At 35.7% G+C, this 13,503-nt stretch carries 10 protein-coding genes; 3 read left to right on the forward strand and 7 right to left on the reverse strand.

What is annotated here, in order from left to right; translation table 11 throughout:
- Nucleotides 1-52: 52 nt before the first annotated feature.
- Genes GWK10_RS05660 through GWK10_RS18280 form a run of 4 tightly spaced genes read right to left on the reverse strand, consistent with a single transcriptional unit; the run spans nucleotide 53 to nucleotide 4,840 of the window.
- Nucleotides 53-670, reverse strand: coding sequence for an L-threonylcarbamoyladenylate synthase (locus GWK10_RS05660; RefSeq protein WP_164030086.1), 618 nt, complete (start codon nucleotides 668-670; stop codon nucleotides 53-55).
- Between the two features lie 25 nt (nucleotides 671-695).
- A complete protein-coding gene (locus GWK10_RS05665) occupies nucleotides 696-2,894 on the reverse strand; it encodes an ATP-binding protein (protein WP_164030088.1) in 2,199 nt (732 codons plus the stop codon).
- Nucleotides 2,895-2,938: 44 nt separating this feature from the next.
- Entirely contained in the window at nucleotides 2,939-4,630 is a 1,692-nt protein-coding gene (ettA, locus tag GWK10_RS05670; protein WP_164030090.1) for an energy-dependent translational throttle protein EttA, read from the reverse strand.
- Between the two features lie 27 nt (nucleotides 4,631-4,657).
- On the reverse strand, nucleotides 4,658-4,840 hold the full coding sequence (locus GWK10_RS18280; protein ID WP_204263089.1) for a CAL67264 family membrane protein: 183 nt from the start codon (nucleotides 4,838-4,840) through the stop codon (nucleotides 4,658-4,660).
- A gap of 143 nt (nucleotides 4,841-4,983) precedes the next feature.
- On the opposite strand from GWK10_RS18280, the gene GWK10_RS05675 reads away from it, so the two are divergent.
- The gene (locus tag GWK10_RS05675) at nucleotides 4,984-6,612 is read left to right on the forward strand and encodes an acyl-CoA carboxylase subunit beta (RefSeq protein ID WP_164030093.1); all 1,629 of its coding nucleotides are present in this window, start codon (nucleotides 4,984-4,986) and stop codon (nucleotides 6,610-6,612) included.
- Between the two features lie 7 nt (nucleotides 6,613-6,619).
- Nucleotides 6,620-7,012 (forward strand): DUF4345 domain-containing protein, encoded by a 393-nt coding sequence (locus GWK10_RS05680; RefSeq protein ID WP_164030095.1) that lies wholly within the window; start codon nucleotides 6,620-6,622, stop codon nucleotides 7,010-7,012.
- Between the two features lie 6 nt (nucleotides 7,013-7,018).
- On the opposite strand, the gene GWK10_RS05685 is transcribed toward GWK10_RS05680, so the two are convergent.
- A complete protein-coding gene (locus GWK10_RS05685) occupies nucleotides 7,019-9,127 on the reverse strand; it encodes a tetratricopeptide repeat protein (RefSeq protein ID WP_204263090.1) in 2,109 nt (702 codons plus the stop codon).
- Between the two features lie 302 nt (nucleotides 9,128-9,429).
- On the opposite strand from GWK10_RS05685, the gene GWK10_RS05690 reads away from it, so the two are divergent.
- Nucleotides 9,430-10,695 carry a hypothetical protein gene (locus GWK10_RS05690; RefSeq protein WP_164030099.1) on the forward strand — a complete coding sequence of 422 codons (1,266 nt, stop codon included), beginning with the start codon at nucleotides 9,430-9,432 and terminating at the stop codon, nucleotides 10,693-10,695.
- Nucleotides 10,696-10,747: 52 nt separating this feature from the next.
- On the opposite strand, the gene GWK10_RS05695 is transcribed toward GWK10_RS05690, so the two are convergent.
- Nucleotides 10,748-12,220 (reverse strand): oligosaccharide flippase family protein, encoded by a 1,473-nt coding sequence (locus GWK10_RS05695; RefSeq protein ID WP_164030101.1) that lies wholly within the window; start codon nucleotides 12,218-12,220, stop codon nucleotides 10,748-10,750.
- Nucleotides 12,221-13,495, reverse strand: coding sequence for a glycosyltransferase family 4 protein (locus GWK10_RS05700; protein ID WP_164030103.1), 1,275 nt, complete (start codon nucleotides 13,493-13,495; stop codon nucleotides 12,221-12,223).
- Nucleotides 13,496-13,503 lie beyond the last annotated feature (8 nt).

Genomic DNA, 13,503 nt, shown 5'->3' on the forward strand with positions numbered 1-13,503 from the left:
TGAAGAACTTTTTAGGCATTTTTTTATGCGAATATTTTAGGAATGTAATTTATTATAGGATATCTAAACTTCCTTTTCCTTCTCTTATAACTTCAGGATCGTTTGTAAGGTCGATGATGGTAGAAGGCACATTATCACCATAACCTCCATCTATAACCATATCGACCAAATGATCCCATTTCTCAAGAATAAGCTCCGGATCAGTCGTGTACTCAATGAGTTCGTCTTCATCATGAATCGAAGTTGATACAATAGGGTTTCCTAAACTGCGTACAAGGCTTAAGGCAATCTCATTATCGGGCACTCGTATTCCAACCGTCTTTTTTCGTTTAAAAACGTTGGGTAAGCTATTATTTCCGGGAAGAATAAATGTATATGGACCTGGTAGTGCACGTTTTAGTATTTTGAAAGTTGGCGTATCAATTTGCTTTACAAAGTCTGATAAATTACTGAGGTCATGACACACAAAGGAAAAATTTGCTTTTTCAAGCTTAACGCCTTTAATTTTAGCAATTCGCTCTAAAGCTCTGGTATTTGTGATATCACATCCTAAACCATAAACTGTATCGGTAGGATAAATAATTAATCCACCGCTTTTCAAGCATTTAACCGCTTGCTCTATTTCCTTAGGGTTCGGGTTCTCTTCGTATATCTTAACAAAATCTGCCACGGCACAAAGTTAAGAAATATGGCGACTAGTTGTTGTTAATGTTGCGCATGATCACTTGATAAAACTCGTATTTATCATAAGGTTTGATAATATAATCGTTAATGCCAGCATTAAAAATATCATCTTTAATTTCCTCGAGTTCTGTTGCAGTTAAAAAGACAATTGGCGTTTCGCTATCAAACTCTCTAATTGCTCTGGACGCATCAATACCATTCATCTTAGGCATATTCATATCCATTAATATCAAATCAAAATTTTTGGATGCGTCTTTCATTAAATCAACACCGTCTAAGCCATTTTCAGCGATCTCACAGTTAAAATTGGCATTTTCTAAAATGCGCTGTGTTACCATTTGATTAATCTTATTATCCTCAACGATCAACACATTTCGTTTTTTTCCTCCTTTATAAAAACCAAGATCATCTGATGATACTGCCTTGGTCTTTTCATCAACTTCGAGATCGATTGTAAAAGAAAATGTTGCCCCTTTATTCGCTTCACTTTTTAACTCAATATCTCCCCCAAACAGGTTTACAAGTTGTTTTACTACTGTAAGCCCTAATCCAGTACCAATAATATTACCCTGGGCTCTATCTACTTGAGTAAAACTATCAAATATCTCTTTTTGTCTCTCTTTAGGAATGCCTATACCATGATCAATGATTTCAAAGGTTAAATTGGCCTTCCTATTATTAATCCCATTACTATGTAAGGCTATAAGGACGGTGTCATTCTCAGTGAACTTTATCGCATTTCCAACTAAATTGATCAAAATTTGTGAAAGACGAACAGAGTCACCTATTAATTGTTTAGGTACATTCTTTTCGATCTTAATCTTTACTTTATTGTTTCGTTGTTCCGCTTGGTACTCAAACGAATGCTGAATATTTTTCAGCAAGGCCTTTACATTAAAGCTGGTATCATTAAGAACTACCTTTTTAGACTCTATTTTACTTAATTGTAGAACATCGTTAATTAAGTTAAGCAGGTAATCCCCTGAAAATTTAAGTGATTTTAAAATAGAATGCTCCTTTTTAGAAAATGATGCATCATCTAGCAACAGAGACGTTAAACCAACTACTCCATACAAAGGGGTGCGTAGTTCATGACTTACAGTTGATATAAATTCTGACTTGACCTTTGCTAAATCCTCAGCTTCTTTTTTAGCAAGAAAAAGCTCGTCATTTCGTTTTTTAAGCATTTTACTTAAACGATTCTTGACACTCATCATTCTAAAAGAAATGAAAAGCAGAATAAGTAATAGCAGCATCGTGATTCCAATTATGGTAAGAATCATATTACGACGCTGATTCATTTTTTCCTGAGCTATTTCTTTATCTGTAGCGACCTGAAGCTCACGTTTATATTCATCTACAATAAACTTTGCTTGGGCAAGGGAGGCTTGTGCTATTTTTTGCTCATCTAGTACTTTTTCCTTAGAGGTAATATGTTTTAACAGTAGCTCATTAGCATGTTGAATGTCACCTTTAAAATCAGCAAGTTTAGCATATTCGAGATAGATATCAGATAGCTCATCATATATTTTCGAAGCTTCACCAAAAACTACGGCATCTGCGAAGTTTTGCGATGCTGCATCTAATTTGTTGGCATTTACATTATACCTTCCTAATAAAAAGTTTAATTGTGCTTTTGATTGCGTGTCTCCAGACTGCTCTATATATCCTGCCGATTCGGTGAGATAGGGAAGTGCTTTTTCATACTCTTCATGATCGATATAAGTCCACCCGATATTTAAAATAGGTGTTAATATTTCGATTGTATCATTAATCTTCTTAGCGTACTTTAATGCTTGTCTATAACTTTCAATAGACTTTGCCATATTGCCATAGCCTTCCTCATATACCTCGGCGATATTATTGTGAAGCCAGCATAGTAAGGTGTCATTTTCAACCTTATTTGCATGATAAATTCCTTTATTATAACTGCGCTCAGCCTCCTTAAAGTCTTTGATAAGATCGTAATTGAGGCCTATTAAATTATAGGAATGAGCCCTATTGTAATGATCATCAGATTTATCGGCAAGCTTAATAGCCTTATTCGCGGTCTCTATAGATTTTTGTATCTCATAAGCCACATGATAGTTCGTAGCTTTTTGAATCAAACTATCAACACGATGTTTTGTAGAATCAATTACTTGGCTTTGGAGAAAACTCAAACCAGCAACAAAATATACGATAAACGCAATACTCTTTTTAGTAATCAATATAAACTATTTTACAGGGGGCTGTAGCGTAGTAGGTTCTTTAATTATCTTACTAATTTCTTATACTTAATGCGTTTAGGCATGATATCACCACCTAAACGATTTCTTTTGTTTTCCTCATAATCAGAAAATCCGCCTTCAAAGAAGTACACTTGACTATCTCCTTCAAAAGCTAGTATATGTGTACAAATACGATCTAAAAACCACCGGTCATGAGAAATGACCACAGCACAACCCGCAAAGTTTTCCAAGCCTTCTTCTAAAGCTCGCAAAGTATTTACATCAAGATCATTTGTTGGCTCATCTAGCAATAAGACATTTCCTTCCTCTTTTAAGGTCATTGCCAAATGAAGTCGATTACGTTCACCACCGGAAAGTGTACTTACTTTTTTGTTTTGTTCACTTCCACCAAAATTAAATCGACTTAAATAAGCACGCGAATTTACCTGCTTCCCTCCCATCATAACTAATTCTTGGCCATCAGAGAAATTCTCCCAAATAGATTTATCAGGATCTATATTAGAGTGGCTCTGATCAACATAAGCGATCCTAGCTGTTTCTCCTACTTTAAAATCGCCCTTATCCGGAGTTTCTTCTCCCATAATCATTTTAAAAATTGTTGTCTTACCAGCACCATTAGGTCCTATTACGCCAACAATTCCCGCTTGAGGAAGTTTAAAATTGAGGTCTTCATATAATAACTTATCATCAAAAGCTTTGCTAACTCCATTAGCATCAATGACGTTGGTTCCTAATCTCGGACCATTCGGAATGTAGATCTCTAATTTTTCGTCAAGTTGTTTCTGATCTTGACTCATTAGTTTATCGTAGTTTTTTAAACGTGCCTTCTGTTTCGTCTGTCTTCCTTTTGCGCCTTGACGCACCCACTCTAGCTCGCGCTCTAATGTTTTCTGACGTTTAGAAGCTGTTTTACTCTCTTGCGCTAGGCGTTTTGATTTTTGATCAAGCCATGAAGAGTAGTTTCCTTTCCACGGAATTCCTTCTCCTCTATCCAATTCAAGTATCCAACCGGCTACATTATCTAGAAAATACCTATCGTGTGTTACGGCAATAATTGTTCCTTTATATTGTGCTAAATGATGTTCTAACCAATGTACTGATTCCGCATCTAAATGGTTAGTAGGCTCATCTAACAATAATACATCGGGTTCTTGTAATAATAATCTACATAATGCAACGCGACGTTTTTCACCTCCAGATAAAACACCTACTTTTTTATCAGCATCTGGAGTACGTAGTGCATCCATTGCTATTTCTAGTTTAGTATCTAATTCCCAAGCATTACTTGCATCAATCTTATCTTGAAGTTCTGCCTGCTTGTCCATAAGTTTTTGCATCTTATCAGCATCTTCATAAACTTCTGGTAAACCAAACATATCATTAATCTCGTTGTATTCGTCCAATACAGCAACAACATCGGCGACACCTTCTTTAACGATTTCAATTACAGTTTTATCAGGATCAAGCTTTGGCTCTTGTTCTAAATATCCTACCGTATATCCTGGGGCGAATACTACATCGCCTTGGTAATTTTTGTCAATTCCGGCAATGATCTTTAATAAAGTAGATTTACCAGACCCGTTTAAACCGAGTATTCCAATCTTCGCTCCATAGAAAAAGCTTAGATAAATATCTTTTAAAACTTGTTTGTTTGCACTTTGATAGGTTTTTGATACTCCAGACATGGAGAAAATAACCTTTTTATCATCTGACATAATCGTTTCGCAATTTTTTTTAGGTGATTATACTCTTCCTTTTAAGGCGTTAAAAACCCAAGCGACAGCAAAAAATCCAATTCCTACAGCTGCAAATCCCCATCCGGCGATATCGTCATATCTAAATGCACCTAATAAAATTAGGGAGCATCCTACGATAATCATTATAAATGTTGCTAGTCCAAGAACGGTATTTTTATTCATTCCCATGTTGTTTTCAAATTTTAGATTAGTATTAGGGGGAGCCGAATATATGAAAATCCGGTGGGTAAATATCGCTTTTTTTACCTAAACGAAGATATCAAAAAAAATGGTGCTATTTTGTACTTTAGCCAAGCATTCAAAAAACCAATATGGATCTAAAATTCAACGCTAACGAAGACCACAATAAACTACTACTGTCTGATCTTAAAAGACGTTTTGCAAAAGTGCGCTTAGGAGGTGGAGAAAAGCGCATTGAAAAACTACATAGTCAAGGAAAACTAACAGCACGTGAGCGAATTGATTTTTTATTAGACCCTAAGACTGAAAATGTTGAAATCGGTGCATTTGCTGGTGATAATATGTACAAGGAACATGGTGGTTGCCCCTCGGGTGGCGTGGTCGTTAAAATAGGCTATGTCAGTGGTAAACAATGCATGGTTGTTGCGAACGATGCAACGGTTAAGGCCGGAGCTTGGTTCCCTATAACGGGTAAAAAGAATTTACGCGCTCAAGAGATCGCTATTGAAAATAGGTTACCAATTATTTATTTAGTTGACAGCGCTGGTGTATACTTACCTATGCAAGATGAAATTTTTCCAGATAAGGAGCATTTTGGTCGCATTTTTAGAAATAACGCAGTTATGAGTAGCATGGGAATTACTCAAATTGCTGTAGTCATGGGAAGTTGTGTGGCAGGCGGAGCCTATCTACCAATCATGAGTGATGAAGCAATGATTGTCGATAAAACTGGTAGTATTTTCCTTGCAGGAAGTTATCTAGTAAAGGCAGCAATTGGTGAAGATATCGATAACGAAACCTTAGGCGGCGCTACCACACATTGTGAGATTAGTGGAGTTACAGACTATAAAGCTTTAGATGACAAGGACGCACTAAATAGGGTTAAAAAAATTATTGATAAGATTGGAAAGCCTGCTGATGCTGGTTTCTCAAAAGTGAAATCAGTAAAGCCGGTCAAGAATCAAGATGATATTTTTGGGATATTACCTAAAAAACGCTCTGATCAATACGACATGAAAGAGATCATCAAACGTCTAGTTGATAATTCGGAGTTCGAGGAATACAAAGAAGGCTACGGGAAAAGTTTAATTACGGCTTATGCACGAATTGATGGCTGGGCAGTTGGAATTGTTGCCAATCAACGTAAGCTGGTTAAGACGAAGAAAGGCGAAATGCAATTTGGTGGTGTCATTTACAGCGACTCCGCAGACAAGGCAACTAGGTTTATAGCCAATTGTAACCAGAAGAAAATACCACTTGTGTTTTTACAAGATGTTACCGGATTCATGGTAGGAAGTAAAAGCGAGCATGGAGGTATTATAAAGGATGGTGCTAAAATGGTAAACGCCGTTAGTAATTCGGTGGTGCCTAAATTCACTATTGTTATTGGGAATAGCTATGGCGCAGGAAACTATGCGATGTGCGGCAAAGCTTATGACCCTAGATTAATTGTTGCCTGGCCAAGTGCTGAGTTAGCAGTAATGAGCGGAAACTCCGCAGCAAAGGTGTTATTACAAATTGAAACAGCCACGCTTAAAAAGCAAGGAAAAACAATTACAAAAGAAGAAGAAACTGCATTATTCGATAAGATAAAATCTAGATATGACGATCAGGTGTCACCTTATTACGCGGCAGCAAGATTATGGACAGATGCTGTGATTGACCCTCGTGACACTAGAAAATGGATTAGCATGGGTATTGAAGCTGCCAATCAAGCGCCAATTGAAAAGCCGTTTAATTTAGGCGTGATTCAGGTCTAACATTTTAATGAAAAACCCGCTTGAATATAAGAACTTACATCTTGTCAGCTCTGCCATTATTGTAATCAGTGTAGGCTTAATTTATGGTGTTTCTCCGAGCACTATTCTTCCTAAAATTTTTGGATTTACAGTTGATGATCTTGAGCTTAAGAATATCTTTCGCGCTATCATGGGTCTTTACTTCGCACTAGGGATTTATTGGATTGTTGGCGCACGAAACACAAAGTACTGGAAAGGCACTACCATAACCAATATTGTTTTTATGGGCGGACTTGTCTTTGGAAGACTCATTAGCACCATAATTGACGGATGGTCACCGCAATATGGTGTGGGAATGATTTTAGAGATGATTTATATGTTTTGGGGAATATATAATATCAACAAATACGAAAGCTGGTAATCCCTGCTAAATTTTAAGTTTCGCCAAATTCAACTTACTACCCGCTTCTGATAATCTGATAAGTTGATGTTCGATACGCTGCGATGGTGAGCCATAATTATGATAAATCGTCGCCTTAATAAAACTAGGAGTAGTATTCTTAAAATCCGATTTACCAACATATTCAATATTGATTAACCAATCACCCTTTTGAGCTCCGATTAACTCAAATTCCTCTGAGTTAAAACCAGTAAGTTTTTCATTTTGAATGCGATTTCCAGTGGCTGTAGAAGTATGTTCCCATTTAAAAAATCGTTTGTCTGGATTGACAAATTGTAATACAAATTCGGCTTCCTTGTCATTATAATCTACCACAATCTTAGCGTCATAACTAACGTTTCTTTGGTAAGTTGCGTCAATATTTTTAAAATCAAGCTTTGATTTATGCATTGTGTACAAATTCTTCAACTCTGCATCAATTTGCTTTTTAACCCCATTAAAATCAACATTTTTGTAGGTTCCCTTAGCCATTTCATTCAACATATTTAAGGCATCTTGGTATTTTCCTAGGTTTCTATATCCCAAAGCAACATCTAAATATGCTTGGGCTGATGATGGGTTTTGTTGCAGCACTTTATTCAATACAATTTGCGCTGTGTCATGATTTCCATTTACCTGATACGTATAAGCAAGTGCTTTAAGCATGTTCTCATTCTCAGAAAACTGTTCTAACACGTTAGATAGAATTCTATTTGCTATATCAGCATCTGAAACCTTGAAAAAGTTATATACATCAATGTAGAAAACAGGATTATCAATATTGTTTTGGCGCTGCTTAAGATAAATATCATAAGCATCTCCTAGGTTTTTCCCTTTTTTAAGTGCTTTTATATAAGGTGTATTCAGTTTTAATTTTTGCGGAATTAACTCATCTTCATATATGTTATTTTTCAATCTTGCCAAGTCCTGTTGTTTACCACTTTTAATACCCTGACTAATTTTTGTGGTGATTAGTAAAACGCCATTCCTTCCTAAACTCCCATATTTATTAGTGGCTGCTAACCCTTTCAATACTGTAATATCCGCAATATCTTCTGGTGCAATAAATGAAAGATCACGGCCTTGAGGCAACGGCACTCCATCAACAACCACCAAGGAATAATTACTTCCATTAAGCGTGGTGTCAGTACGCATACGTATTCTACTTAAGTCGGTATTTGCACCCTTATTAAGTCCAGACCCTACTTGAACACCTGCAAACTTACCTTGTACTGTTTGTGAGGCATCCGTTTGAAAAGCTTTGTTATCATTTTTATAAGTTTCAACAGCATAGCCTTTAGTATCCTTATTCTCCTCTCCATAGGCTGTGGCAATCTTCTCTCCATCTGAGTTAGTGGTAACTGCATTTTCAGTAACCGTAACTTCGTCTAGTACAAACGCCTTGTCATCTAGCTTAATATTTAATAAAGTAGTGTCGTCTAACACCTTATTGTAATCTTCTTTACCAAGTTGATTAAAAACAATAGTCTCTCCTTTCGCGGCGTCAATTGCATAGCGACCATCAGAGTCCGTAATAACTTTTCTGCTAGTTCCCTTAATAAAAATGATAACATCAGGTAATGGTTTTTCACCACTCATCACCCGGCCAACATAGGTATTCGTACCAGTTGTAGAACTATTTACATTTATAATCTTACCAGCATTTAATACTGCTAACAGATCTAGAAATTCTTTATTTCCATTTTCGTCTGAAGTTATTATTTGTAAAGCTCCTTTAAATTTTGGAGCTTCTAGATTTATATTTCTATGACCATCGGTAAAAAGCAATATATCTTTAGAACTTGCCACTTGGGCAATTTGGGAATATGAAGTCGCGCCATCATAAACAGCAGTACTTAAATATATTTTGATCTTTTCCCAATTTCCATTCTCTATAGTAAAGGCCTCATCCTTTATTATTTGATTCGAGAAAAGCAATACACGCACGGAAGTATTCTTATTTTCAGCGAAGAAAGTATTCAAAAATGAGAATTCTTTTGAAACGTTTCGATCTTTCATCGATAATGAAGTATCCCAACATATGGTCACATCTGCTTGCTGACCGTTACTACTAATTGAAGCAAATAGTATTAACAAAAAAATATATAAACTTTTCAATTTTGTCTTCTTAGGGTTAGTATCCTTTAAAATTAATACATTCTTTCATTTAAAGAAGCTGAATACTCATTTTAACACGGATTTTAATATTGATTAATTTCACCAAAGGCCTAGAAATTCATCCAATTCAACATTAAAATAAAATAATACAAAGTTCTAATAATCAATATTTTATAATAAATAACGAGTTTTCATTCGAAATTCTAAATCATTTTTGGCACGCGCTTTGATATTAACAAAGGGAAGAGATTTTAAACAGGTCTCAATCAAAATGTATTAAGATGAAAAAATTCGCACTTCTAATCGCTTTAGTTTTTACAGCACCAATGTTTAGTGCAGTAAAAAGTACTACAACTGGTTATTACGGTTATGGTAAATCCTTTGTATTTGTTGAAGGTGGTATAACCTTTTCGGTATTCCCTGATGGTGAATTCGATTTTCAGATCTACAGAGATAATGTTATAAGCGCTGGTGTAAGCATCGGAAATACTAATATTAGTTTTAATTCAGGTTATGATTACGGACAGTATGTGCAGTATGATGACTACGGTGCTGTAATTCAGGTTGAAAACACACCTATATATTACGACTACTACGGTCGTGTAAATCAAATTGGTGACATATTTGTCAATTATAGAAACAACCGTGTTTCACGTGTAGGCGGATTGCGAGTATTTTACAACCGTTACGGTGCATTTGATTATTATACAGGATATATCAATGTATTCAATAGAAGTTATGTATATAGACCTTATTTCGATTTCTTCGCTAGACCTCGATTAGATTTGTGTCTTGTAAACTATAGACCGTATAGAAGATACTATACTCCTATTCGATATACATATTACAGACCTTATAGAAATAACTTTAGAAGATCATACTATAACGTAGGGCGTGAAGCTAGATTTGCAAACAACAACGGAAGAAGATCTATCTACAGAAACGATAGAAGAGTTACTAGAAGAAATGACGTAGCTTTCAATAGCAGAAGAGGAACTAACGCTAGATCAAACAGAAGTGGTGTTTCAAGAAGAGGAGCTACTACGACTCGATCAAACAGAAATGCAGTTTCTAGAAGAGGGAACAATAACAGCGCCGTTACTCGCAGAGGTACAACGACAAGAAGTAACAATTCAGTTTCAAGAAGAGGAGCTTCTACAAATAGAAATAGCGGGAATACGATTTCTAGAAGAAGCACAAACAATAGTGTAAGAAGAAGTTCGACCACTTCAAAAAGATCAAGTGGTGTTAACAGATCATCATCAAACACAAGAAGAAATTCTAGTGCTACTGCTCAAAGAAGTAGTAATAAAAGGAATCAATCAGTAAGAAGAAGTAGTTCTTCTAACCGTTCGGCATCTGTTAGTAGATCAAGTGGTTCTAAAAGATCATCAACAATAAGAACAGCGCCTCAAAAACGTTCACGAAGCAGCGTTAGTCGATCATCATCAAGTCGACCAAAAGCTTCAACAAAAAGAAGTAGCTCATCTAGAAAAAGTTCTTCAACAAGAAGTTCATCTAGTAGAAGCAGAAGAGCTAGAAGCTAACAGCTTTTGGATTATTTGAATTAGTTAGTAAATCAAAGTTTGCGCTCTCGAATTAGTCACTCGAGGGCGCTTTTTTTATATACTTATTAAGTACGGTGTTAATGTCAGGCGACACTTCAAACTTGTAAATTAAACTAAGGTATATAAATCCTACAATGACTGATTTCAAAAAGATATTTACTATCGGATGAAAATCAAAATTCCAGAAATAAAACAGTCCGCTAAAGGCCATTAACATTGCTAAAATTATTAGCTGTGTGTTTTGGAAAGGATGCATTTTAAACGACTTCCAAACCACCAGTACTTTAATAATATTATAAATAGTAAGCGACAGCAAAGTCGCTACAGCCGCTCCATTAATTCCCATTTTTGGTATTAGTATCCAATTAAATATAATAGTACAAATGGCTAGCGCCACACCAAGAAACAAAACTGTCCTGTAGTATTTTGAGTTGTACAAAATGCTGGTGCTATTACCCATCACATTGTCCATCAATTTTGCCACTCCAATTAAAATAACAACAATTACTCCTTGTTTATAGGCCGGATCGATAAATTCATATAGCTGATCTATATTTAAAATAATCAGTAGAAATATCAACCCTCCAACTGTAAAAAGATTTAATGAAGTTTTACGGTAGAGAGAATGCAATCCATTAAAATCATTTTTATTAATAAGTTCTGCTGTTAATGGATGGGTTATTTGACTCATTGCTCTATTGGGTACCACAATTACCATCGCCACAAAGGTTGCTACCCCATAATAAGCCACATTGCCAAGACCTTCTTTTAAAATGCCAATCATTTGCTTATCAATTTCCAAAAGAACAATCACAACAGATCCTGCTAAAACAATAAAGCTGGCATATCGAATAATCTCATTCATATTCGTTGGCAACTTCAATGAAAATGATGGAATTTTCAAATAAAAAGCATACCACATAATCACAACTGCCCTAAGCAAATAGACAAGTCCTAAACTTATTAGAAACTGCTCTTTGTTGATATATTCAAAATAAACAAATAGCAGTAAGATGCAGACGCATACCCGTGCAAAAATCTCTTTCATCACGTTACCAAACACACTTTTCAAATGCACTTTACACCAAGCGTAAAACACCTCGAAGTAAGCCATAGCAAAGCCTATGAGATATATTAAATATGTATATGGTTTGATGAGCTCATTTTTGATGGACAACCAATTAGCTATCTCTTCTCTAAAAAAATGAAACAATAAAGCGGACGGTATAATAATGAGCAATGGCATTAGTAACATCCAGCCCAAAAAGCCCTGCTGCTCCTGCCCTGTCTTATGAGTACTATAAAATTTGATCGTAGTATCTTGAATCCCGAATGATAGTAGTGGTTGTAAGATCAAGGCACCTGCGAGAATAAACATAACCAAACCAAAATACTCCTCCCCTAAAAAACTGGTATATAAAAACAAGGTGTTCACTGCACCAAATGCAAAACCAACATAGGTGGTAAGCATATTTTTAAACGATTGGTTTAGTACAATACCCATTTAAAGTAGTTCAGCGAGTTTTGCGGTTAAGTTACGACGATGGTATTTATCGATATGAATACTCTCACTTTCTAACGTTCCCATCTTATATTTCTTGTAAAGCTTTTTGATCGCGTCTTTTATTTCTTGTTTCTGTTGATGTGCATAAAACTCACCGCTTTTAGTTTCTTCAATAATTTTCTGAATATCTGCTCCTTTTGGTCCAATAGCCAAAATAGGTCGTTTCGCAGAAAGGTATTCAAACAACTTTCCAGCAATAATGCCTTTTGTTTCTTCGGAATCGATTTCAAGCAATAACAAGACCTGGCTCTTTACTTGCAATTTTCTTGCCTCCTGATGACTTACATAACCCAACATCTTTATATGGTTGACCAAACCATAATCCTCCATACTTTGAATAACAGACTCGCTTACTTTACCAGCAATTTGAATAGAAACATCATTAGCAAACTCCGCATCATCTATGATCAGTTCTTCAATGGCCTGCCATAATATCTCAGGATTTCGAGCACTTAATAACGACCCGATATGAGAAATTGTAAACTTTGCATCTAATGCTCCATCTAACACTTCCATATCTTCATAACCATTGGTAATAACACTTATCGGTCTTTGTGTAATTGCCTCGAACTCATTTTTTGTTTGAAAACTAGTTACAATCAATCCATCAGCATTGTTTAGCACATCTGACTCGAGTTTTTTATGCTTTCGTTGAGACGAAGCGGTCAATTTTAATTGATCATGATAGCCTATGGTAGTCCAAGGGTCACGAAAATCTGCAAGCCATTTTATATTGAGTTTTTTCTTAAGCTGGAGTCCGATTAAGTGAACGCTATGAGGTGGTCCAGTAGTAATAACTGTATCTATATTTTCTTCTTTCAGATAGGTGTTTAAGAACTTAACTGATGGTTTTACCCAATACTTTCTTGCATCTGGAATAAAAAAATTCCCTCGTATAAAAAGCAATACGCGCTCAACAAACGATTGTTTTTTATCCTGAATAATACCCGAACTTATTTGAGATGTTTTCTTTTTCGATAGAACCTTTGCAAAACCATAAGGCTCAAAAATAGGATGTTTTAGTACTGTTATCCCTTTTGGAATCTCATTTAGCATGGATTCATCTATAATGGGATACGTCGGATTTTCTGGAATGAAAACTACGGTATCAATATTAAACTCTTGTAAGTATGTAGCAAATTTAAGCCATCGTTGCACTCCTGGCCCTCCAGCTGGCGGCCAATAATAGGTTAAAATCAGAACTCGCTTATTCATACAAAGCG

Source organism: Spongiivirga citrea, from assembly GCF_010671565.1.
GTDB lineage: Bacteria > Bacteroidota > Bacteroidia > Flavobacteriales > Flavobacteriaceae > Spongiivirga > Spongiivirga citrea.